29 protein-coding genes and 2 pseudogenes are annotated in these 23,121 nt (G+C 38.3%); 26 read left to right on the top strand and 5 right to left on the bottom strand.

Annotated elements, in window-relative coordinates; translation table 11 throughout:
• Positions 1-45 precede the first annotated feature (45 nt).
• The 8 genes from S4054249_RS13185 (at position 46) to S4054249_RS13160 (ending at position 6,338) form a co-directional block, all read left to right on the top strand.
• Entirely contained in the window at positions 46-384 is a 339-nt protein-coding gene (locus tag S4054249_RS13185) for a hypothetical protein (RefSeq protein ID WP_046354373.1), read from the top strand.
• Between the two features lie 173 nt (positions 385-557).
• Positions 558-728: a hypothetical protein gene (locus S4054249_RS26595; RefSeq protein ID WP_167354845.1), complete on the top strand. Its 171-nt coding sequence runs from the start codon at positions 558-560 to the stop codon at positions 726-728.
• 55 nt (positions 729-783) lie between these two features.
• On the top strand, positions 784-1,776 hold the full coding sequence (locus tag S4054249_RS13180; RefSeq protein ID WP_145925025.1) for a transposase: 993 nt from the start codon (positions 784-786) through the stop codon (positions 1,774-1,776).
• A gap of 257 nt (positions 1,777-2,033) precedes the next feature.
• Positions 2,034-2,192 (top strand): hypothetical protein, encoded by a 159-nt coding sequence (locus S4054249_RS25905; protein ID WP_230851854.1) that lies wholly within the window; start codon positions 2,034-2,036, stop codon positions 2,190-2,192.
• Between the two features lie 904 nt (positions 2,193-3,096).
• Entirely contained in the window at positions 3,097-5,085 is a 1,989-nt protein-coding gene (locus S4054249_RS13175; RefSeq protein ID WP_052960976.1) for a PAN domain-containing protein, read from the top strand.
• 124 nt (positions 5,086-5,209) lie between these two features.
• Positions 5,210-5,503, top strand: a complete 294-nt coding sequence (locus S4054249_RS13170) for a hypothetical protein (RefSeq protein ID WP_046356304.1) — start codon at positions 5,210-5,212, stop codon at positions 5,501-5,503.
• Between the two features lie 99 nt (positions 5,504-5,602).
• Complete coding sequence (locus S4054249_RS13165) at positions 5,603-5,872, top strand: hypothetical protein (RefSeq protein ID WP_046356305.1); 270 nt, start codon at positions 5,603-5,605, stop codon at positions 5,870-5,872.
• 109 nt (positions 5,873-5,981) lie between these two features.
• A complete protein-coding gene (locus S4054249_RS13160; RefSeq protein WP_046356306.1) occupies positions 5,982-6,338 on the top strand; it encodes a hypothetical protein in 357 nt (118 codons plus the stop codon).
• On the opposite strand, the gene S4054249_RS13155 is transcribed toward S4054249_RS13160, so the two are convergent.
• Entirely contained in the window at positions 6,327-6,647 is a 321-nt protein-coding gene (locus S4054249_RS13155; RefSeq protein WP_069953169.1) for a hypothetical protein, read from the bottom strand. The two genes, S4054249_RS13160 and S4054249_RS13155, sit on opposite strands and share 12 nt — an antisense overlap.
• Before the next feature lie 22 nt (positions 6,648-6,669).
• On the opposite strand from S4054249_RS13155, the gene S4054249_RS26945 reads away from it, so the two are divergent.
• Positions 6,670-6,840, top strand: a complete 171-nt coding sequence (locus S4054249_RS26945) for a hypothetical protein (protein ID WP_155401381.1) — start codon at positions 6,670-6,672, stop codon at positions 6,838-6,840.
• A gap of 229 nt (positions 6,841-7,069) precedes the next feature.
• On the opposite strand, the gene S4054249_RS13150 is transcribed toward S4054249_RS26945, so the two are convergent.
• The 3 genes and pseudogenes from S4054249_RS13150 to S4054249_RS25900 form a co-directional block, all read right to left on the bottom strand.
• Positions 7,070-7,840, bottom strand: coding sequence for a DsbC family protein (locus S4054249_RS13150; protein ID WP_046356307.1), 771 nt, complete (start codon positions 7,838-7,840; stop codon positions 7,070-7,072).
• Positions 7,841-7,963: 123 nt separating this feature from the next.
• Positions 7,964-8,965, bottom strand: coding sequence for a winged helix-turn-helix domain-containing protein (locus tag S4054249_RS13145; RefSeq protein ID WP_046356308.1), 1,002 nt, complete (start codon positions 8,963-8,965; stop codon positions 7,964-7,966).
• Between the two features lie 443 nt (positions 8,966-9,408).
• Positions 9,409-10,311, bottom strand: a pseudogene (locus S4054249_RS25900) (IS5 family transposase).
• Positions 10,312-10,534: 223 nt separating this feature from the next.
• On the opposite strand from S4054249_RS25900, the gene S4054249_RS13130 reads away from it, so the two are divergent.
• The 7 genes and pseudogenes from S4054249_RS13130 (at position 10,535) to S4054249_RS13095 (ending at position 17,011) form a co-directional block, all read left to right on the top strand.
• Positions 10,535-11,014: a DUF1203 domain-containing protein gene (locus S4054249_RS13130; protein ID WP_046357052.1), complete on the top strand. Its 480-nt coding sequence runs from the start codon at positions 10,535-10,537 to the stop codon at positions 11,012-11,014.
• 392 nt (positions 11,015-11,406) lie between these two features.
• A complete protein-coding gene (locus S4054249_RS13125; protein ID WP_046357051.1) occupies positions 11,407-11,667 on the top strand; it encodes a hypothetical protein in 261 nt (86 codons plus the stop codon).
• Between the two features lie 146 nt (positions 11,668-11,813).
• On the top strand, positions 11,814-11,993 hold the full coding sequence (locus S4054249_RS13120; RefSeq protein WP_046357050.1) for a hypothetical protein: 180 nt from the start codon (positions 11,814-11,816) through the stop codon (positions 11,991-11,993).
• A gap of 131 nt (positions 11,994-12,124) precedes the next feature.
• Positions 12,125-12,612: pseudogene (locus tag S4054249_RS13115) on the top strand (GNAT family N-acetyltransferase).
• 498 nt (positions 12,613-13,110) lie between these two features.
• Positions 13,111-14,189 (top strand): IS3 family transposase gene (locus S4054249_RS13105; RefSeq protein WP_145924990.1). Its coding sequence is split into 2 segments (ribosomal slippage): positions 13,111-13,363 and positions 13,363-14,189, totalling 1,080 coding nucleotides; the frame shifts between segments, so codons are not numbered across the junction.
• 502 nt (positions 14,190-14,691) lie between these two features.
• On the top strand, positions 14,692-16,188 hold the full coding sequence (locus tag S4054249_RS13100; protein WP_046354217.1) for a tyrosinase family protein: 1,497 nt from the start codon (positions 14,692-14,694) through the stop codon (positions 16,186-16,188).
• Between the two features lie 28 nt (positions 16,189-16,216).
• On the top strand, positions 16,217-17,011 hold the full coding sequence (locus tag S4054249_RS13095) for a DUF2182 domain-containing protein (protein ID WP_052960830.1): 795 nt from the start codon (positions 16,217-16,219) through the stop codon (positions 17,009-17,011).
• A gap of 70 nt (positions 17,012-17,081) precedes the next feature.
• Here S4054249_RS13095 and S4054249_RS13090 read toward each other — a convergent pair whose 3' ends face one another.
• Positions 17,082-17,543, bottom strand: coding sequence for a phage integrase N-terminal SAM-like domain-containing protein (locus tag S4054249_RS13090; protein WP_167354844.1), 462 nt, complete (start codon positions 17,541-17,543; stop codon positions 17,082-17,084).
• A gap of 330 nt (positions 17,544-17,873) precedes the next feature.
• On the opposite strand from S4054249_RS13090, the gene S4054249_RS13085 reads away from it, so the two are divergent.
• The 10 genes from S4054249_RS13085 (at position 17,874) to S4054249_RS13040 (ending at position 23,108) form a co-directional block, all read left to right on the top strand.
• On the top strand, positions 17,874-18,155 hold the full coding sequence (locus tag S4054249_RS13085; protein ID WP_046354216.1) for a hypothetical protein: 282 nt from the start codon (positions 17,874-17,876) through the stop codon (positions 18,153-18,155).
• 222 nt (positions 18,156-18,377) lie between these two features.
• Positions 18,378-18,740 carry a hypothetical protein gene (locus S4054249_RS13080; protein ID WP_046354215.1) on the top strand — a complete coding sequence of 121 codons (363 nt, stop codon included), beginning with the start codon at positions 18,378-18,380 and terminating at the stop codon, positions 18,738-18,740.
• Complete coding sequence (locus S4054249_RS26940) at positions 18,728-18,883, top strand: hypothetical protein (protein WP_155401331.1); 156 nt, start codon at positions 18,728-18,730, stop codon at positions 18,881-18,883. The genes S4054249_RS13080 and S4054249_RS26940 overlap by 13 nt, the downstream gene beginning before the upstream one ends.
• A gap of 403 nt (positions 18,884-19,286) precedes the next feature.
• Positions 19,287-19,676 (top strand): hypothetical protein, encoded by a 390-nt coding sequence (locus S4054249_RS13075; protein WP_046354214.1) that lies wholly within the window; start codon positions 19,287-19,289, stop codon positions 19,674-19,676.
• A 299-nt stretch (positions 19,677-19,975) separates the two neighbouring features.
• Positions 19,976-20,350 (top strand): hypothetical protein, encoded by a 375-nt coding sequence (locus S4054249_RS13065; RefSeq protein ID WP_046354212.1) that lies wholly within the window; start codon positions 19,976-19,978, stop codon positions 20,348-20,350.
• A gap of 113 nt (positions 20,351-20,463) precedes the next feature.
• Positions 20,464-20,796 (top strand): DUF6559 family protein, encoded by a 333-nt coding sequence (locus S4054249_RS13060; RefSeq protein ID WP_046354211.1) that lies wholly within the window; start codon positions 20,464-20,466, stop codon positions 20,794-20,796.
• A 165-nt stretch (positions 20,797-20,961) separates the two neighbouring features.
• Entirely contained in the window at positions 20,962-21,279 is a 318-nt protein-coding gene (locus tag S4054249_RS13055) for a hypothetical protein (RefSeq protein WP_046354210.1), read from the top strand.
• A gap of 102 nt (positions 21,280-21,381) precedes the next feature.
• Positions 21,382-21,789, top strand: coding sequence for a GFA family protein (locus tag S4054249_RS13050; RefSeq protein WP_052960828.1), 408 nt, complete (start codon positions 21,382-21,384; stop codon positions 21,787-21,789).
• 422 nt (positions 21,790-22,211) lie between these two features.
• Positions 22,212-22,703: a hypothetical protein gene (locus tag S4054249_RS13045; RefSeq protein WP_046354208.1), complete on the top strand. Its 492-nt coding sequence runs from the start codon at positions 22,212-22,214 to the stop codon at positions 22,701-22,703.
• A 93-nt stretch (positions 22,704-22,796) separates the two neighbouring features.
• Positions 22,797-23,108, top strand: coding sequence for a hypothetical protein (locus S4054249_RS13040; protein ID WP_046354207.1), 312 nt, complete (start codon positions 22,797-22,799; stop codon positions 23,106-23,108).
• Positions 23,109-23,121: the final 13 nt, after the last annotated feature.

Here is a 23,121-nt window from a genome sequence, read left to right as displayed (position 1 = left end):
TTGTGCCGTTTACGGCAAGCGTTATAAATATCCAAGGAATAAAGTATGAAATTTCTTAAAAAGTTGGTGGTTCTGTGTTGCTTTAGTAGTAGCGTATTTGCTGCGAATACAGACGATACTATAAGTATTCAACAAGTTTTTGTAACAGAAGATGGAAGTTTTGCAGTTCAAGCAACGGAAGTAATTGAAAATGCAAGCGCCGATAGAGATTGCGCGCCGGGCAAGTCTTGGGCAAAAAGTTGGGCAGGGTTCGGGGCAACCGTAAGTGAAAGAATGGTTTCCGTTATTCTTTCCGCACAAGCTCAAAAAAAATCGATACAAATAAGAACTAGTGGTTGTCAGGGAGATTGGCACAAAATTACAAGTATCTACATAAAACCGTAAATTTATAACAAGGCCAGGCACAGTCGCCCACTGCGTGGGCTGGACCTCCGCACTGCGTGCTCCGGCTTGTGCTGGCGGCGTTGGCAAACAATGGGACAGACACAAATTCTTTGCATAAATCGCGTTACTTGACTACTGTTTAAATATCCAGTTTAAGTTGAGTTTGAATAGGAATGACAAGAGCAAGGAAAGCACTGATAGATTTGTCGTCGACGTCTTATTATCACTTGATAGCACGGTGTGTACGCCGTGCTTTTTTGTGCGGAGAGGATAAGTACACAGGTAAAAACTTTGACCATAGACGGACAGGCAAACAATGGGACAGACACAAATTCTTTGCATAAATCGCGTTACTTGACTACTGTTTAAATATCCAGTTTAAGTTGAGTTTGAATAGGAATGACAAGAGCAAGGAAAGCACTGATAGATTTGTCGTCGACGTCTTATTATCACTTGATAGCACGGTGTGTACGCCGTGCTTTTTTGTGCGGAGAGGATAAGTACACAGGTAAAAACTTTGACCATAGACGGACATGGTTAGTAGAGCGAATGAAGCTGCTGAGCAGTGTATTTGCCATTGATATAGCGGCTTATGCCATCATGAGTAATCACTATCATTTGGTGGTTAAAGTGAATAGACAGCAAGCACTTAGTTGGTCAGATAATGAGGTGATAGCTAGGTGGTACAAGTTATACAAAGGTAGTCCAGTCATTGATAGACAACTAAATGGGGATACTCTTAGTGAGGCGGAACTGTTGCTTGTATCTGAGTTAGTTGAAAGGTGGCGATCTCGATTATACGACATTGGTTGGTTTATGAAAAACCTCAATGAATTCATTGCAAAAGAAGCCAATAAAGAAGATGGCTGTACGGGTAAATATTGGGAGGGACGATATAAATCACAAGCCTTGCTAGATGAAGCGGCATTGCTCAACTGTATGACTTATGTAGATTTAAACCCAATCCGAGCCAAAATGGCAAATAATCTAGAGGATAGTGATTTCACATCGATTCAAGAGCGCATAAGGCACTTTAAAAACTCCAAATCAAACGCAAAAAAATCAAATCTAAATGAAGCCAAGTGCCAAGCTAAACAACCTAAATCACTAAAACCGTTTGGTACAAGAGAGTCTGAAAACACATTACCTTTCTCATTAATTGACTACCTTGAGCTAGTTGACTGGACTGGTCGGCATGTTCACCCGAAAAAGAAAGGGTACATACCAAAGAATATGCCCAATATTCTAGTATCACTGAGCATCGAAGAAGCGACTTGGCTGGATAGGATACAAAGTTTTGGAAGTCACTACGGTAACTTTGCAGGTTCGCAAACTGCATTAAGAGCGCATGCCGCTAAAAATGATATGAATTGGTACAAAGGGGTTGGGTAGTAAAAAATAGCTTTAGCCTTGCTTCTCAATCTAGACTCATTTTGTTCAATAAAATGAAAATATTCCTAAGTTATATTTATTTCTACCATAAGGCTGATTTTAATCGCGTTGCTCAGAAAAAACTTAGGCATTTGAACTGCATTTCTGCAATTCGACTCTCACTTTGAAAAAGTGTCTGTCCTATTTGTTACTTTGAGCTAGTTGACTGGACTGGTCGGCATGTTCACCCGAAAAAGAAAGGGTACATACCAAAGAATATGCCCAATATTCTAGTATCACTGAGCATCGAAGAAGCGACTTGGCTGGATAGGATACAAAGTTTTGGAAGTCACTACGGTAACTTTGCAGGTTCGCAAACTGCATTAAGAGCGCATGCCGCTAAAAATGATATGAATTGGTACAAAGGGGTTGGGTAGTAAAAAATAGCTTTAGCCTTGCTTCTCAATCTAGACTCTTTTTGTTCAATAAAATGAAAATATTCCTAAGTTATATTTATTTCTACCATAAGGCTGATTTTAATCGCGTTGCTCAGAAAAAACTTAGGCATTTGAACTGCATTTCTGCAATTCGACTCTCACTTTGAAAAAGTGTCTGTCCTATTTGTTCTTTTTTATTTCCTAAAAAGTGTCTGTCCTATTTGTTAGAGCATCGAAGAAGCGACTTGGCTGGATAGGATACAAAGTTTTGGAAGTCACTACGGTAACTTTGCAGGTTCGCAAACTGCATTAAGAGCGCATGCCGCTAAAAATGATATGAATTGGTACAAAGGGGTTGGGTAGTAAAAAATAGCTTTAGCCTTGCTTCTCAATCTAGACTCTTTTTGTTCAATAAAATGAAAATATTCCTAAGTTATATTTATTTCTACCATAAGGCTGATTTTAATCGCGTTGCTCAGAAAAAACTTAGGCATTTGAACTGCATTTCTGCAATTCGACTCTCACTTTGAAAAAGTGTCTGTCCTATTTGTTACTTTCTAAGTTATATTTATTTCTACCATAAGGCTGATTTTAATCGCGTTGCTCAGAAAAAACTTAGGCATTTGAACTGCATTTCTGCAATTCGACTCTCACTTTGAAAAAGTGTCTGTCCTATTTGTTGTTACTTTATATTTATGCTTTAAAAATTCAATCTGTAATCAAATGTAATACCTTTGTTGCTATATTTTTGCTAAAAACACAATGTTCAGGTTTGGTTTATAGAATTAGATCTGGAAAACGCAATAAATATAATCATTCGAAAGGATAAAGTATGAACAGTCAATTGAAGTTTCTCCTTCTACTGATAAGCGTAATATTACCTTGCTATACAATAGCAAGTTCAATGAGCGCAGAGGAAGTGGGTAAAGATAGGCTAGGAGGAGAATATAGAAACTTCGCCGTAGCACAGGATGACCTAATGGTTTGTAAAGCAGCATGTGAAAATGATGGTATTTGTCGTTCATGGACCTATGTTGACCCTGGTGTTCAGCAAACTAATGGTGTTTGTTGGTTAAAAAAATTTGTAAATACTCAAACTCCCTGTGCACATTGCACCTCAGGTTATAAGGTGGCTGAAAATTCAAATTTGGCTCATAACAGTATGAGTGATACTGAGGTTGATATGGACAGGCTTGGTCTGGAGTATCTGAGTTTTGTTGTTGAACAAAACGATCAAACTGTTTGTTTGGCAGCTTGTAAAAATGATAGCCGTTGCCGATCATGGACTTATGTTGACCCTGGTGTTCAACACACTAATGGTAAGTGTTGGTTGAAAAGTGGCACCAATATCAATAGACCTTGTTCTAGTTGTACATCAGGGTATAAATCCGCTCCGACAAATGAGCATATGGGTTCTGAAGAGTTAGAAACTGATAGGCTGGGTAACGAGTATTATAATGTCGCATTGAATGCAGATGATCAGGCATCTGTGTGCAAAGCAATGTGTCAAGAAGACGGGTTATGTGGTGCTTGGACCTATGTTGATGCTGGCGTTCAAGGCCCAACACCACGGTGTTGGTTAAAGAGTTCAGGGAATACTCCGAAAACGTGCACTGTTTGTACGTCAGGTGTTAAAGAGAAAACTTTGACTTTAAGCCCTATTGCAAGCAATCAACAACGAGTAGGCAACAGGTATAAGGTACTTACTGTAGCCAATGAACTCGAATGTCTGCAGCAATGTGAAGACGATAACAAGTGCATGTCATGGAATTATAATTCGGCACTTACTTCAAATTCGTGTGGGCTTAATGTTACGGTTAACGATGCAACAACAGGTACGGGCACATCGGGTTTTAAGGTTAAAAAAGATATTACGTTAGCAGCAGGTCAAGAGCATATGTGTTTTGTACAAGAAAGCGGCTCAGTAAAATGCTGGGGTACTAACACCTACGGGCAACTTGGCGACGGTACAATGATTGACTCAGACACACCCGTTTCAGTAGGCTCGCTTAGTAATGCCACCCAAATTACTGCTGGCAATTACCATAGTTGCGCCATTTTGGCAGATCGCTCAGTGCAATGTTGGGGCAGAAATGATCATAAGCAACTGGGTAATGGTAATTCAACAGATTCCTCAACACCGGTATTAACTAACTCAGTTATGAATGCAATTCAACTAGCAGCAACTGATAATTTCACGTGTGCTGTACAAGACAGTGCTGAAATAACGCTTAACAATATAGAAAGCACCGAACGAGGTGTTATTAAGTGCTGGGGCTCTTTTCCTATTCTAAATAATAGAAATAGCTGGGTTGGTAGTGATCCTCAAAACATCGTAAGTAGTGACTTTTTGGGTGTGAAGCAAATCGCCGTTGGTAACTTTTTGAATAAGGGACATGTATGTGCTGCAATGAATACAGGAGAGGTTAAATGCTTAGGTAAAACCATTGTAAGTGGCTCTGTTAACTCTAAAAATGAAATTACTACGATTTCTGGTATTACCAACGCTGTAGATTTGGCCAGCTCTGATATTGTTGCATGTGCAATTGATGCAGGCTCAAAGCCAAGCGAAAATAAACTAAAATGTTGGGGACTCATTAATGGAAAGCATTATCCTGAACCTATTGAGCTCACTTATCTTAAAGGTGCGCAACGCGTGGTCATTACAGCTGAAAATGAACCAACCTCGAGATTATGCGCGGTGATGTACGATGGTACTGTAAAGTGTTCGGCTTATGGCAAAGGTGACTATGCGGTGAGTGGGATCACAGATGCAATAAAAATTACAATTACGGATGGCAATTCATGTGCTTTGATTGCTAATGGTGAAGTAAAGTGTTGGGATGATGAGGCTGGTTCAACACCAACTACACCGGTAAATGTGAGTTTTTAAGTAAATTATATGGGATAGGCACAATTATATAGAAAATTATATGGGACAGACTCAATTATATTGGGAAAAATATATTTCTGTAATTTTCTCTATTTCGTAAAAGTGCCTGTCCAGCTGTTTTCCGGTGTTAAAATTAATCTGTGACAGTGTTTCCTATTTTTCGCAAGGCGACGAAACTGCATTTTTTAATTGGCTTAACTCAATTGAAAGCGTAGTTAAAGTTGAGGGCTTTGGTACAGAGCTTGAAGTAACGGTTTCATCAAATAATATTTCAGATGAGGAGCTGCGTGAGTTTATAGCAATATTCACTCGTTATGACGTAGAACTTAAACAACTACGTGTCTTCGAAAACTCAAATAATGCAGAGTGGTTTACTCAAAATAAAATAGCTTTTTGGTATAAAGACTTAATGGTATAGTTTGCATATAATAAGCGCATCAACGCATGGACTAATAAAGCTTGGCTTAGTTCGTGCCTCTCCAATTATAGTCAAGCTCTATTAGCCCGTTAGCTGTACATGCAAATGTTCAAAATTTTAATTCAAAATTGGGAAAACAATCCTCAACCGTTGGTTAATGAGAACGGGTATCCGATTAAGTCATTTGAGGTGATAATTTCAAAATGTTCTTCTTTAAATAAAAAGGCTATGAAATCCGTTTTAAAAGATATTACAAATAAAACATTAACAGAGCTTGAACTTCCAACTGCTGAACATTCATTAGTTCTCAGTTTAGCCGATCTGTTTGTTTTCTATGGTGCAAATATTAAAGTCGTAGAGCACTGCTAACAAGCCACTCAAGCAGGGCAAATAAAGTTTGGTTTTTGCTCCTGTGTCGCTAATTTTAGCCAGACTATTATTTGCCTCTTAGTGGGGCGTTCTGTGCTTTCGGGAGCTTATGAAATTAACATTCAAGATTGTGGCAGCACTGGTGTGCATTCTGTTTGCGGCATACCATGCTTACTTCTTTGTGCTTCCTAGTGTAACGGTGATAAACAACTCAAAATCGGCAGTTGAAAGCGCGAGGGTTAACTTGCCAAGTTCAGGCTTGGACTTTGGCCCCATTAATGCTAGGTCGAAGAACACGATTTACTATGCATTAGAGCAAAGTGACGGTGTTTATCAATATCAGTTCAAGATTGAAAGTGGTCTTGTCTTGTTGGGTAAGTGCGGTTACGTTACAAATAACGAGGTTCATAAACGTGTGGTTTTTTTGGTTAAAGAAAATCAGGTAACCTGCCAATCAAGCATATAACAATAGCATCAAGTCGCCACTGAAAAGCGCGGCTGGGACGTCAAAACTATAGCCAAATGGGATAGCCAAATGGGATAGCCAAATGGGATAGCCAAATGGGATAGCCAAATGGGATAGCCAAATGGGATAGCCAAATGGGATAGCCAAATGGGATAGCCAAATGGGATAGCCAAATGGGATAGCCAAATGGGATAGCCAAATGGGATAGCCAAATGGGACAGGCACAAATTTTCTCTGTTTTGTAAAAGTGTCTGTCCAATATGCACTTTGAAAGTAGTGAGGGGCATTTCTTGCTGCAACTGTTCTCACATTAGGAGTCGTTCCTACAACTGTGGTGCATGAATACACGGTAGAGATTAAAGCTCTACATCAAGGTGGACTCATCAAATCATGTAGTTACAAACAAAATGTCGATGATATCAACTCAGTTTTTGTAGATATTGAATCGAGTGACTTTGACATAGCTATGCTGTTAATGGCTCGCTTTCTTCATGATATTTAAAAGAATAACCCTTTTATATTAACTGCTAAAAAACATAACAAAAACCAAATAAGACTAAAAAGCTTAACTTAGCTTGTGACTTGCTTTTCTAGCAAGACTTTTTAGTCTGAAATTTGGGTGCTAGCAGTTTAAAATGAACATTGAAGATTTTAATTTTTATCACTTTGCACTTCAATTTTCAGCCAACTTACACTACAAACTTGTCTCTCTGTATATCTAACTATTTTTCTTAAGTTGATTTTATTTTCTTAATTATATCTGCAATATCTTCAGTACTTATAAAGCCGGGTACGGTTTCTCCATTGGCAAATAAAATGGTTGGCGTGGCGCTAAAACCAAATTTTTTCGCCAAAGCTTTTTGAGTATTGAGGTTGTTAATACATTCTGGAGTTGCTTGGATGTTTGTTTCAAAATGCCCCGTATGCATTGCAGAGTCCATGGCTGCTTGCGGGTTTGTGGCGCACAGTGCATTCACGGTTTTATTGAAAGCTTTACTACCTGCTTTTCCTCTCGGTAACATGACATAATCGACGCTGATACCTAGCTGGTTTAAGTCTTTAATTTGAGCGTGAAGTTTTCTGCAAAATGGACAGTCAATGTCGGTAAAAATAGTTATTTTATGTCGCTCTTCAGTTGCTGAATAGGTAAGTAGTTTCTCTCTTGGAATAGACGCGAGGAGTGTTTGTCTATGATGCTGATTTGCCTGTTCAATTAGATCTGTGCTTGTAGTAGTGTCGATCACTTTACCCCAAAATAAGTGTTGCCCATCTTTACTGGCAAGTAAGATTTGATTGTCGATTGTGACTCGCTCAAAAGTGTCATTAAATGATGTTATTTCAAAGCTTGCTCTAGGGCCAAGCAATCGATGTAGTTTTGCACTTAAAACTGGGTTTGAGTAATTAGGTGATTGATTAGTATGTCCCTCTGCGGATCCTGCATTTTGGCTAGTAAAAGATAAAGTAGCAAACGCTAAAATTGATAATCGATTAAATGCTTTCATTGGCTGCTCTCAAGATTAGATAAGTAAATACCTTTATAAAGTGAGCTGCACATGTTACGTCAGTATAAATGCCTCTAAGTTTCTATAATTATATATATTAACTTAATTATCATTGGTTTACGTCTATGTAATGAACTGCCTAATGCCCATTAACTGGGCAGTAAATTCAACGTTTTCACACTCTAGTTTTGAAGTCACAGAGTCTTTAAGTTCTTTACAAAGTTGCGCATATTCACTCTTTTCTATTTTGTTTTCTGCGTTACTTGATAGCACCTCTTCACTGTCGGTTTGCATACGTACCTTTGAGTTAAGAGGTCTATCTTGCTGTTTACTGATTAGGGCTGCGATTTGTTGTTCGAACATGTGTGCACTGCAGATTGCAAACCCTTCTTCAGCGGATTTTTTTCCTTGAATTGCAAAATCTAGAGCATCTTTAAAGTTATGCTGCATCGTGGCTATTCTGCTCAATAAAGAAAGTGCTTGTCCTCGATAATAACTTTGTGATTCATTTTCTAGAACGAGTTCATGTGCTAATTGCTTAGCATGGGCTAGCTGCTGTTGACTGAATTTTATTTCGGCTAACAGTAGTTTGGCTTCTTGTGAGTATGGGTTTTCTTTTAGGCTGAACTCCAGCCATTTTTGAGCCGTCGCATAGTCTTGTGAACGATAAGCATCAGCTGCATTTGTGTAGCTGCTAAAAGCAGGTGGTAAAATAGGCTCAATTGCAGTGTTTTCTTGAATTAAAAAGCTCGTTGAGGTGATAGCAGAAATGGCTAGGCATACAGCAATGGTGTAGTTAGTCACTTTATTTGACTTTTTTACTGCGAGCTTGTCGATAGGAGCTAGCCAGTAATAGCCGTGATTAGGTTGAGTGCGAATAAGATTTTCATTGGGCGCGAGCTTACGTATTTCGCTGATCACTTGAAAAAGACGGTAATCTTGGTGTTGTGAATTGCCCCATAAAGCAGTATGCAACTCATCTTTGGTGATCAGAGAGTGAGGGTTATTGATAAACACCTCAATTGCTTGTGCTGTTTTGGGTCGGATATGAATGGCTTTACCTGACTGGCATAATTGATAGCTTTGATCACAAAAGGTGAAGTCTAAGAATTTAAAAGTTGCCACACGTTATCCTTTTTTCGCAAGTTAGATGACATTTATAATGCTTAATTTATGTGTAAGCAAGTTGGTCAAGCTTCTAAACGTCACTTAAATTGGGCTGTGTATGTCCCTTAAAGTAATTATACTCAGATTCTATTTTTATGTATTTCAATGACAATTAAGTAAATTTATAGTGTTTTTAGGCTTTCTGTTCAAGAAAACGTGCCTGACAGTAAGAAATAATAACAGTAAGAAAGATGTTTTAGATAAAGAATTAGAAACGCCAAAGTCCGCCTCTGCAAAAATTCAGATGACAAAAAGCCAAATCGGGCAGGTACAAATATATTGCTGTAATCTTCCCTGTTTTATAAAACTATCTGTTTAATTTATTCTTCTTCAAATGGCACAGGTATACAGCAATGCGGCCTTGTTGATCAAATATGCTCTTCCTAACTGTCTTGTCATTTTTACTGATATTCAGGCATACCTAGCCTGTTCATCGTGTTGAGCACCTTGGCTTTAATCATTACTTCTGTGTGTTGGCTGTTGAAGGTACGGCTTGTTAATTGGTCACCCGTAAGCTGTTTAAAACGATATACGCCCGTTTCAGCCAGCGAACGCTCATGATAACCCTACTTTTCCTTCCAGTGTTTTAAACTAAATTGATGTATTAATATTATGGCGCTGTTTCTCGGATGACCTTTCTCCCAATATTGGGCGTTTTCCCTTGGGGGGATCCGAGCTACGGCACCTTTGGCTGCAATTTCATCGTAGCAACCACGCGTATCATAAGTGCCATCACCGGTGACTCTGTCAACATTTCGGCGTATAGGCCGGAGTAAATCACCTAACTCTTCACCATCCGATACATTCACCATTGATAGCTCTGCACTGACAGTGTCATGACAGGCTGCATCTATCGCTAAATGCAACTTACGTCAAGCTCGACGCTTGTTGGCTCGGTGTTTTCGGGTATGCCATTCGCCGTTACCATAAACTTTTAGGCCGGTACTATCGACAACAATATCAATAAATCCCTGCGTGGTTGGCTTGGTTCGATATTGAATATCTAGTGTCTTTCCTCGTTTGCACAAACAGCTGTAACTAGGTGAATGAATAGGTGCATCCATTAAATTGAGGAGGGAATTAACGAACCCTTCAAGTGCTCGAAGTGGCAAATTAAAGACAGACCGAAGTGTCAGGCAAGTTTCAATTGCAAAGTCAGTATATTTATTTGAACGACCACGCCCACCGTGTTTTTCTGTGGTTTGCCATTGCTGAATAGCGTCGTCGCTGAGCCAAATAGCAATATTGCCACGTTGTATCAACGCTCGGTTATAGGCAGACCAGTTTTTAATTTTCTTTGTCATGGTGGCTCGAGTTGCGTTATGTTTTTGATCTGATCACGCAAAAGGTTAGAAGTTCAATTATTTAGGAAACAAGGCCCAGCAATGCATGCTTTATTATAATTCCTAATTTGGTGACATCATCTTAACTTGTTGTTATGGTTAAGACGAATAAAGTGTGTATCTGAAAAATTATTGTTATGCGGTATTTGTCGCACATAAAAACGTTAGCTATTTAAGGATTAAAATGAATTATAAGGTAGTAGCTATAAGACCGGATTTCTTAGATAAAGTTAGAAATTTAGGTATAGACGATCAAAATCAACCTGTAGAAATCTTGGAAGCAAAAGGTGGGGAGCCATGCCGAGATGTGCTTCGTGGTGCAAAGGCTGGTGAAAAATTAATATTGGCCAGTTATTGCCCTTTCACAAAAGCGGGTCCGTATAAAGAGTATGGTCCGGTTTTTGTGTTGGCAAACCCAGAGAGTGAGAAGTTTGATAATACCAAACTGCCATTACCAAGTGGATCTGAAACCGATTATTTAGGCCACACATTTGTGTTAAGAGCGTACTGTAGTAACGAGCGTATAATAGATGCAAAGTTGACATCGCCAGAGCAAGCAGAATCAGATCTTGAAGAGTTTTTAGCGAATGAAAAGGTAAGCTTTGTAATTGCAAGATATGCAGCTTACGGTTGTTACAGTTTTAGAGTTGACCGTGCTGTATAGCTAAAAGTTAATTATTAAGGATATTTTCACACAGTAGCTTCGATCCAAAACATATAAAAATGCCTAATATTAAAGCGTTATATGTCTAAAGAAATTAATGAGCAATCAGGTAGATATTTGCGCAAAACTTGAAGCAGAATAAAAAACTCAATGGGACAGGTACAAAATTAATTCTATAGTTCGATCTATATTGTAAGAGTGTAAAAGTGTCTGTCCAACTTGCTTGTTTAAAAAGTGTAGTTAAATAGACATATAACCAGCCAATTAAGTGCGGACTGCTAAAGCTTGGCTCAGTTTCGCTTCGCTACACAGTTTAGCCAAGCATTATTAGCCTCTTATCGGGGCGTTATGTGCTTAAAATTTATGCACTATCAGAATTAAGAAGGATATCTATGAAAAAATTTTTTACTTTAGCTGTAATTATATGTTTTGGTTTTCTTGTTCATACGAAGTTTGTTGAGGCCGCATATGCAGTGGGTTTTGTAAAATTTTATAAAGAAGCCACATTGGAAAATTCTTCCAAACAAACCGTAAAGTGCAATACTTGGGCATTTGGAGTTTTTGACGAAATGAGTCTGATGGAAAAGTATGAAAGCTGTATCAATGACTATCAAAAGGATGGTTACGCAATTATTAAGCAATCAGGCACATAACACAGTCGTAAACATGGACAAAAAACTGTTGGCTTTGTTCGTGCATCACAAATTATAGCCAACCGCAATTTTCCGCTTAGCTTGGCGTTATATTTTACGGAAAATAAGCTCAGAAATTAATATCAGATTAAATAAAAAGGAACTTTATGAAAGAAGCCATGGATGAATTAAAAAATGAGGCAAAAACTAAGTTACTGTTTTGGAATAAGATTGAAAGCAAAGCAGTTAAAGTTGCTCTCGTATTTGTTTTTATTGGCTTAATCGCTTTAAAAGTATTTACCACTGTACTTACTTTTGACTGGCTGAAAAATTTATTCGCTTTATGAACTCTCGGCTAAGTAAAACATAACAAGCTGTTCAAGCGTGACTGCTAACGTTTAGCTCGGTTTCGTTTGTTACACATTTTAGCCAAACATTATCAGCCCTTTAACAGGGCGCTAGGTTTTAGGAGGAAATAGTGGAAGTATCACTCCGTTCAGTAACTAAGGGTAATTACGAAGAGGTGTGCGAGCTTGATGTTACGAAAGAACAGGAAGAGTATGTCGCATGCAATATGTATTCGTTAGTCGAGTCGATGTTCAATGAGGGGTATGAAACCAGGCGATCTACTTAAAAGAAGAGCCGGTTGGATTTTTTATGTGGGTGCAAGAATCCAATAAAAGAATATCGATATGGCGTTTCATGGTTGATAAGAAATATCAACAAAAAGGAATTGGTCGTAAAGCATTGAACCTTGCCTTAGATGAAATTAAGCAGGCTCCAGACATTCGAGAAATTGAGATTTGTTATGATCCAGCTAATCCAGTTGCAAAGGAGTTCTATTCTAGCTTTGGGTTCGTAGAAATTGGAATGGACGAAGACGGTGAGGATATGCTTGCCGTTATTGAACTAACAAAACCTAACAAAAACAGTCACGAGACGCTGAAAAACATGTCCGTGTTGTAATTGCGATATTTCACGAGAATGATTAGCCTATATCGGAAAAAAAGAATTATCAAAACAGAAACCAAATAACCAAATGGGACAGACACAAATATCTTTCTTTAGTTGAAACCAAATAACCAAATGGAAAACCAAATGGGACAGACACAAATATCTTTCTTTAGTTCGATTTACGTTGTAAAGGTGTCTGTCCAATTAGCTCTTCCTAACCTAAATACTGCTCTTCATATTAAATCGCCAGCATATCAAATGTAAGCCTCAGCTCTGCAACGAAATATCAGCTTAAAATGCTTTAACAGCTTGGGACATTAGTGTAATGACTTGTAATACCTTTCCTTAACCACTTTGTTACATTGTTTTTAGCGCTATTTAAGCCAGAGTTTTAAGCTTACCTCACTGAAAATATAAACAGTTACTTTTTTCAAATCGCGGTGTAACTCCCCCATAAACTGAAACAGTTCATAAGTAGAATTTCTATCAATATAAGAAGGAAATTTTACGATGCGAAAAAGTAAGTTCACTGAAACACAGATCGTCGGCATGATCAAAGAAGCTGAATCAGGTGTGCCTGTACCGGAAATATGCCGTAAACATGGTGTTGGTCAAAGTACATTTTATAAGTGGCGTTCTAAATATGGTGGGATGGAAGCCTCTGATGTAAAACGTTTAAAAGAGCTTGAAGATGAAAATCGCAAGCTAAAAGATATGTTTGCGACTCTCAGTTTAAAACACTCAATGCTCGAGGAAATCATCTCAAAAAAGCTGTAAAAACGAGTAGACGCAGAGCTTGGGTCGAGCATTTATGTGCGAGATTTGAGGTAAGTGTTGCATTTGCTTGTGACGTAGCTGGTTTGAGTCGCAGTGTTTATTACTATAAATGCAAGCGACCGTCGGATGATGATGTGATTGATTCTTTGCTGACGCTTGTTGAGCGGCATCCTAGATGGGGTATGCCTAAGCTGTTTAAACGACTTAGACATCAAGGCAAAGTATGGAATAAAAAGCGTGTTGAGCGAGTATATAACATGCTCAAGCTTAACCTTAGACGAAAAGGAAAACGCCGTGTACCAACACGCACACCAAAGCCGTTAAGCGCACCGGGAAAACATAATGAGTCGTGGTCGATGGATTTTATGAGCGATGCGCTCAGCTACGGACATCGTTTTAGAACACTGAATGTGCTGGATGATTACAACCGTCAAGCGTTAGCCATTGAGGTTGATACAAGCCTCACGGCTGAGCGAGTTATCCGAGTCCTAGAACGGGTCATAGCATGGCGTGGAAAGCCAAAACAAATTCGAGTGGATAATGGTCCTGAGTTTACGTCAAATGCTTTAGATAGCTGGGCTGCAGAACAGTGCATAAAACTTGAGTTTATTGAACCAGGTAGTCCATATCAGAACGGTTTTGTTGAGCGATTTAATCGCAGCTATCGAGAAGAAGTGTTGGATTTATATCTGTTTGAGTCACTTCAGCAGGTTCGTGACATTACAGATGAATGGTTAGATATTTATAATTATGAACGGCCTCACGATGCACTAGGAGACCAAACTCCAATGAGCTATCTTGAGGCAGCATAATTCTACTAATGGGCTGTACTAAAATTGGGGCAGTTACAGCGGGTTTTATAAATGAATAATTGTGCCTTTAGTGGTCTGGAAAGTTCGTTAGGTCAACCGGAACACATTGCCAGTGTTACCTTTCAAAAACCTAGCTCTTTACTGATATTACTTAGAAAGGAATGAAAAATTGAACATTGTGAATGATTGCCAAATCATTGGTTTTAGGTGCGACAACGCTTAAATCTTATAAATCAGGCAACGACTAAATTTTAGAAATCACAGAGGTGGGGTTTAGCAAACTCAATTACACCGATGCATTTAATAGTATCCCGTTGCTTGCCGAATTAGCAAAACAGTACTAAGCCGGAGCTGACCTTTCAAGTGAACACGGTTTTTTACCAAAAGCTACCTTTTGTTCTGCTCTAAAAAAGTAAAAGCGATTCAAGTAAATCGTCAAATAGTTTGCTCAATATGACAGTTTATCTAATTTCCATATGAAATAATAAATAGGAATACAACTATGACCGTTAAAAGAACACAAAGAAAGAATTTATTAAATCAAAATTTAAATGATCAGAGCTCTGATTTATATTGGTACAACGAAGCAAGTAAGGCAATGCGTAATAAAGATGTAAATGATCCAACATCTTGGGGGTGGTGGGCAGCAGTGCATCAATATGCAAGTAATGTCTCGCAGAATCAATATTGGACAAGCACTGATGTTGATGGTCAGGATTGGGTTACAAATTTGGATAACATGGACAAAAGTGGCAATGCTCAATGGTGGGCACATTGCCCTCATGGTGATCCGAAATTTTTACCGTGGCATAGAGCATATATTTTGGCTTTTGAAAATGCGCTATTACAGGTTATTAGCACCTTACCAAATGCCCCTGCTCAGTGGGCTATGCCATTTTGGGATTATACTACCTCTGGAGCAGAAGGCTTCAGTTTACCGCCTGCATTTAAGGTAAATAATAACTCTCTTTATTTTTTGAACCGGTATCTCCCATTTAACGCTGAGCAATACTATTCAGATACTGTTACATCGACAGTAGATGAAAACTTTGAGCAATATAGAGCTGCTATAGAAAATATCCCGCATAATGTAGTTCATACCGGGTTAAGAGGCGCTATGCAAAGCATACGAACAGCAGGTTTAGATCCCATATTCTATACCCATCATTGTCAAATAGACAGGTTGTGGGCCATTTGGAGTAGCATTAGTACTACTACGACCACATACAACAGTGATGGGTATTTCAAGTGGTTATATGTAGAAGATGGAATAGTCAAAGCTAAAGATGCCAAAATAGCGTTCAATGATTGTATGTCTACAACAGATATCCCAGTAACCGACTTAAGTGGCAACTTGCTTGACACACTTTCTTATGATTATGAAACTGCGCCATTTGAGCAGCAATTCATCAATAGCGTTTTAGCACAGCGTACAATGAAAGCACCAATGGCGAGCGTTTCAAATATTAAAGGTGGATTACCTATGCCTGAAATTAAGACTGATGCTTTAGAGCAGTTAATTTTCGCTTCATCTACACGACAAGTTAAAGTCTCTAATAGCTCTGAACAGGTTGCTTTAAAATCTTTAGAGCAAAAAAGTTTAGCCAATACTCTTGCATTGACTAGAGAAGTTAGTAAGCCCGAGCAAATTCATAGTTTAACTATAAATATTGACGGCGTAGTTACTGATGGTGATTCTGGGAACTACTTGGTGATTTTAGATGAGTTAGGTGAAGGAAGCGCTAATGTAGTCAATCGTTGGCAAATTGGTTATGTATCCTTCTTTGGCTCTACCGTTGAAGATGGCAAAACAGCTCTAACTGGTGGTAAACCAATGTCTGTACGTTTAGCAGTACCTCATGAACATGCTGATCAAATATGCGGCCAATGTATGAACAATAAACGTTTAGCAGTAAGCTTAGTGCCAGAATATGAAGATGCTGATTATGGTATTGCTTCTATAGAGAAAATTACCTTAGAGCTTAAAACTCAGAAGTGATTAATCTCAAAAAGAAGGATTAAATATTATGATTAGTCAGCACGACCATAAGGTAAATAGCTTAAGTCAGATTGTTGAATTGAGTGCAAAAAAAGTGGAACTTGCTTTGCATATAGAGCATGGATACGTTCGCAAGTTTATGTACTATTTCTTGTTTTTTGTTGTTTTGTTCGTTGCTTCGTGGTGGATGTTGATTGATCATGACCGAATGATGAGCGCACATCAGCATATGAATCATGGTCCTATGAGTACCAGCGCTAATGCGTTGCATTTGTTATGGATGATTTTAGCCATGATGTTGCCCATGATGGCAAAACACTTAGTATATATTGCTAAATCTCTCAATAAGCGACATCGCTTGCCTGCCATGATGTTATTCATATCTTGCTACAGTATTTTATGGCTATCGGTTTTGATTCTAGTTAAGTATTTTGTGGATTATAGTGTGAGTTCGTTTCAAATAACTTATATGAACTGGCAGTATATTGCCGCACTAGGATTTGCTTTTGCTTGGTATTGGGGAAATCACTCGGTGTTAAAGCAAGCTAAAAATCTTTGTGGCTCAAAGGGTGTAATTCAAGTCTATGGAGCGAAAGTTTATAGCAGTTGCAGTATTTACTCTCTAAAGGTTTGGCTCTATTGCTTTGTTGAATGTGGGTTAGTGATGGTATCTATGGTTATGGTTGACCAGCATTCAGTGGGTTTTATGATATTGATAACAGCTATTTTGTTATATGATAACTTTCTAGTTATTACGAAGTGGCGAAGTGTGAGCTGGCTTTGGTTGCTGGTAGCCCTTGGTTTAATTTTTGATGTACTGTAGACCGATTAATTATCTGAGGATAAATATCAAAATGCCGCTCGATGATAAAGAGCGGTATTAATTTTTTAGTCTAGGAATAGAGGGGGGCAAAATTCTGTGTCACAAAACCAAACAGAACCAAATGAAAAACCAAATGGGACAGACACAAATATATTGTTGTAACCCTCTCTATCTTGTATGTGTACCCGTTGAAAACACTCTCGATATTACCTTCTTGTAATCGTAACCCCAATACTTCTATCAGCCTCAAACCACTGTCATAGAGCAAAGATACTGCCAGTAAATGTTGATGAGGGCAGTGTGCTAGCTGTGCTGCGACTTCCCGTTCAGTCAGCATAACAGGTAGTTTTTGTTGGCGGTGACTTTTATAGAACTGAAACGATAGACTCAGTGGTTGTTTGATACTCTCTTTATACATATCCGTAAGTGCATTGAGCGCCTGAACTTGTGTATTTGCAGCCACGTTTTGTTGGTTGGCTAGGTGACTAAAAAAACTGCCCCACAGTCTACTCCCAAGTGTTTTTGGGGACAATAAATTATGAAATCGGATAAGGATAATTAACTAATAGATGTAACGTGAAGCAGTACTTTTGGCAACCCTTTGCGTATACATATGTGCCTGAAACATAGTTATAGGCGGTGGTTTAATGAACAGTGCTATTTTGATTTATTTGAATGTGTATACGTGCAGTGTTTGGTGTTTTTTTAAATATCACAGTTATACGACAAGTAACGCACTGTAACCATTTCTAATTTGGTGACACCTACTTAACTTATTGTTATGGTTAAGGGTATTAGAGTTCGTATCTGAAAAGCTGTTACTGTACGGCATTTATCGTAGATAAAAATGTTAGGTAGCTAGATGGAATTTGAGAGTTGGCCAACACCTTTTGAAGATGGCAGTTTGTGGTTAGTCGATTTGTCTTGGGGTACCAAAGAGTGGGCTCTCGAGAAATCGAATGGTGTTAAATACCTGATTAAAGGCGATGCAAAACACGAAAGCCATGAACTTGTTGCTCGTGTATTCCACGAAGAGTCACAAACTATATACGAGCTATTATTTGAATCTGTAAATGGCTTTCGTTGTTTAGACGAGTACGGTCTGACAGAAGTTTGGAGTAATAATCGACTTCATGGGAAATGATGGTGAGTGTTCTCACTTAATAGTTACTGCTGACGAATGTTTAGAGGTTATTTGTCGCGCAAGTCCAATCGTAAAAGAAATTGGTAAATCAGAGGCAGTTGTTACCTAATAAGTTACTCAAAAGAACGAAAAATAGCAGGTTTACGCTCCTACGTCGCTTAGTTTAGCCTGCTATTTTGCGCCGTTTTTGAAGGCATTATGTTTTAAGGGAGAAATGAACATATGGTTGATTTGGAAAAGGCGATACCAATTGTTAAAGAGCTGAGCCTAGAAAGTGATAGAGCCTTGGTTTTAATAACAGGAGCACATGTTGAAAATGAGCTTACAAAGCATTTAGAGTATAGATTACTGCCAAAGCTTGATAAGAAAGATGAACTACTACACCGCGCTGACTTTGAAACAAAAATAATTTTAGCTTACCGCACTGGTGTGATTACCGAGGATGAATTCAGAGTATATACTCAATTGCGCCAACTTCGAAATAAATGTGCACATGATGTTTCTGAGCAAAGTTTTCAAACCGATCAATTCCAACATCGACTAAAAAACATAATGAGAGATTCGCCAAAAGTTTGGCAGCACTAGCTCAAGGTAAAGAGCTAGATGACTATATTCAAGAAGTAGGTTGGCGAACTGCGTTCATTGTATTCTTCTCAGTTATAATCTCGCATAAGAAAGAAACTTATAGTCGAGTTATACGTCTAGAGTCATTGAGTAAAAAAACATAACAAAGCCTTCAAGATTGGTTCCCAAACGCGAGCCGAACTCACTTCGCTTTGACACAGCATACGTTTACTTACAGTTCAAGGCGGTGTTATGTAGCTCTGAAGAGATGGAATTAGAAACTGCTGAAATAAAGGGTAACTTTATGCAATTCGTATTGGTGCTACTCTTTGGTCCATTTGGTTTGTTTTATCAAGAACCAAATGGGGCAGGAACAAATATAATTCTGTAATTCGATCTATCTTGTAAAAATGTCTGTCCTATTTGCTTTCTTAAAACTATTTAAGAAAGTGGTACTTGGAACCTAACAAGTAACTAAAGCGCGATAAATAAAGCTTGCTTTTGTCTCTGTGTTCCAGGTTAGCCGAGTTAATTATTTGCCCCTTAGTTGGGCGTTAGAGGTTTTATTTGTTTATCTGCCCAAGCTGTAATAAAAAAGGCATTAGTTTTTGGTCAAAGCTTTGGTCTGGTTCTGATTCGCCATCTAAATGCAAACAATGTGGTGAACTTAGTTTTGTTCATTCGAAATACCGTTTTGGCTTTCAATCTGGTTGGCCAACATTAGGTAAAATTTTGGGTGCAGCTTTAAGTGTATTTTTACTATATCAAACAAATAGTATTTTTAGTTTATTTTTATTTTTAGTTATTTGGTTAGCCTGTTCGTTTTGGGAGTTATCTTCATTGCCTATGCGGCCAATCACTGAAAAGCATGCAGCTGCTACTAAAAAGAGCAGTAACATATTTATAGTTGGATTAATAATTATTTTGGGCTTAGTTTGGGTGGTAACAAACCTCTAGCAAGCCAATTAAGCGCAGGATTGCCAAAGCTTGGCTCCGTTTCGCCAAGCATTTACCAGCCCCTAATTGGAGCGTTAGTAGTCCTAAGGAAAGTTATGATTAAAGTTGGAATTCCGCTTTTTTTCGTACTTTTATTGACTGGCTGTTCACTTATTATAAACCCTACTGGAGTATACAATACTACAGTGGCGGCTACATGTGATTCCTGTATGGGAGATACAGGTCAATACCGAGTAAATTCAGATGATTATCTCATTTACCAAGTTAAAATAAATATGACTCCAAAAAATTAATACTACATGGGAGTTGAGCCAAATAACCACTTGAGATTTGAAAGTAAGTTTATAAGTGCGGCTACTCCTGAGATACTAAAAAGTGATGTCTGGTATGTAAAATACAATTTGGGTGATTCATTTATAATTCAATCACCATTTTACAATGAGGGATTTTTATTAGCAGATAACAACGATGAAATTGAATTTTGGGTTCAAAAAGCATCAGAGCTAGGCATAATGATTTCCCCAGACGGTACAATTGAAAGTAATTTGATCACTACAAAATTTCTTAGGTGGGGTTATATGGCGGAGCGTGAACAACGAGTTATGGACTTCGATTCAACTCAGTATACAAACAATTGGCCGAAAAGCGTTTCATTTGCTAAAACGGGTAACTAACAAGCGCTTCAATCAAAGGACACGAAACGCTTGGCTTGTGCTTCTTCATCGCTAATTTTTGCCAAGCATTATTGGCCCGTCATGCGAGGTGTTAGTTGTATAAGGGGTATCCAGTGGTAGGTAAAAAGTCAGCTATTCGTAAATATCAAAGTAAATTGCGTCCAGAGCTATCGCAAAGGTATGGTGGCTCTCATCTTTATACACAAGCTCAAGTTGATATCATAATAAAGGAGTTGGGGCTAAGTGAAAGGTATATTCAATATGCATACTTAATGTATTGCGATATTAACCTAATAAACAACGCTAGGTTTCAAAATGAAAGTGTAGAGTCAATGAACCAAACCATAGCTGCTGCAATCGGCGGTGGCCTCATTGCTACATCTATCGATTCAATATTTTTCGGAGGTGACTCAGGTGATGGTGGTTTTGGCGGCGGTGGGGAGTAAGTCCGCCTAACAAAGAAAATTAAAAAGTGAGGACAAAAGTCAGTTGGCTTTGTTCGTACCTCACAAATTTTAGCTAACTATTTTAGCCAGTTAAACGACATTAGTAATCTATGAGTATGCTTCGAACCTTATTTTTAAATGTGATTTTTATATCTGGGGGTGACAATGGCAAATGATAAGCCAGCTGGCTTAACTGACGAGCAATGGAATAATTATCTTGAGCATGAAGCCTCATGGGAAAAGAGACTCAAGGAACGTTACGATCATGAATTAAAAAGTGATCCACCTGAACCACCGTGGTTGAAATTTCCTGATTATCACCCAGCAGATATGTTTTGGCGAATGGGTCAAGGAGAAGATTACTTACTTGATTATTTCGGTGTGTATTTTAAGTATGCTCCTAAAACCGATTTGAAGGCTTATAAGCAAAAATATCCTGAGCACAAAGATTGGCTTGGGACTTATGAGAGTTTCGAGATCTAACAATGACTTAGAGGCGGATTCGTAGCAATTGAGTCGGTTGTATTTTAGTTAGTAATTACTGAAAACTTAATGCGGCGTTATACAATAGGAAAATTGAAGCTTATGAAAAATGAATATCATGGCTCTTGCTTATGTGGGAAAGTCACGTTTTTGGTTTCTGGTTTCAGTACACAAGTAGCCAATTGTCACTGTACTATGTGTCGCAAATTTCATGGCGCAGCTTTTGGAACGTTAGTGTCAGTGAAAGATTTAAAATGGTTGTCTGGCAAGGAAGTCTTAAAAGAGTTCCTCGCACCAAATGGCACTATCCGCACGTTTTGTAATGTATGTGGTTCAAGCCTTGGCTTTCTTAGTAAGGGGGCTCTGCCAGAAGACATCGAAATAGCGATATCTACATTCGACACAGATATCCCTGTCAAAGTAGATGCACAGATTTTCACTAAAGACAAAGCCAATTGGTGTTCATTGCAAGACGATGTGCAAATATTCAAAAATGCACGAGAGCAGTAGTGATTGTTTTAAGTAGGCTGCATAGCAAGACGCTCAATAAGGGTAAAATTAAATAAGCTCGTCTCTTCACTCTACTTTAGCTTATTCAATTTTGCTTGTCAGCGCAGCGTTTTGCGCCATTTCAATCACTGTCTTAAAAGTTGTTTTTACTTCAAGCCTTTTCTTCAAATTAGCTTTTAGGTACAGTGGTGCAACTTGGTTTTTAGCTGGTCTTGGCTTTTCGTCTCTCAATTTAAGCTGTGGCCGGAATAATCATTCACCAATTGAACGATTTTTTGCAAATTTGAGTTTGATAGGTGTTTTATTAATATACAGTTTAGCTCGCTTGCAGGTAAGCGCTTTGAGTGTAGAGTGTAAATGCACAACAAGACGCTAATTTTGCCGGTCAGCTAAATGTTATACAACTACGGATAGTCCTGAGTATGCCCAACCTTTTTATTCCAGAATCTTTTGAGCCACCGATAATTTTTGACAGTGAACATTTTCATTTCAGAGTACTTGAAGAAGAAGTTGCCGAGTTAGATTTTGAAGCAGTGATGTCTAGTCAAAAAAGGTTACAGGGAGTATTTGGGCCTAAATCTATGTGGCCTAAAAGTAATATGACTCTTGAAGAAAATATAGCAAGCTTAAAGGTTCATAAACGGGAATTTGACTCAAGGGATGCTTTTGCTTACTCCGTGTTTAACAACTCAAAGAAAAAATGCTTAGGCTCTGTTTATATTGATCCAAGCCAATCATCAAATTATGACTGTGAAGTCTATTTATGGATCCGAGATGATAATATCTTTTTAGATAATGAGCTTTACCAAATAGTTTTTAATTGGCTTCAAGAGGCATGGCCTTTTTCTAAGATAGCGTTTCCTGGAAGAGATATTTTATGGGAAGATTGGGCTATTGAATTAAACGTTGTATAACAAGTCAATTAAGCGAAGCTTTTAACTTTTGGTTAGGTTTTGCTTCATATTTTAGCTAAATATTTAAAAGTCCCTAATTGGGGTGTTACGAGTATGAAGGTAATAGATTCTAAAAATTGGGCATGGTATCTTTTCGAGCATGAAGGCAGTTTGTACTTGGATGCAAATTGTAATATGAGTGCATTTGGCTATACATATATGATTAAGCTAAATGAGGTGGAGCAGCAACAGTACAAAAGTGGCGGTCGAGATTATCTCAATAAGCTTGCTCACGACATTCACTATTCAGTTCCAATTGCCAAAGGCACAACCTCAATTTACAAAGACCGAGGTGTGTCCAAAGATTTATCAGCCTTAGCAACTGAAGCTGTTAAAACGTGGCGAGAAGGCACCAATTTTAGCTAGTTGACCTAAAAAC

Origin of the sequence: Pseudoalteromonas luteoviolacea (assembly GCF_001750165.1) — a bacterium.
Classification (GTDB): domain Bacteria; phylum Pseudomonadota; class Gammaproteobacteria; order Enterobacterales; family Alteromonadaceae; genus Pseudoalteromonas; species Pseudoalteromonas luteoviolacea_G.
This window is presented reverse-complemented; position numbering and strand designations above follow the sequence as displayed.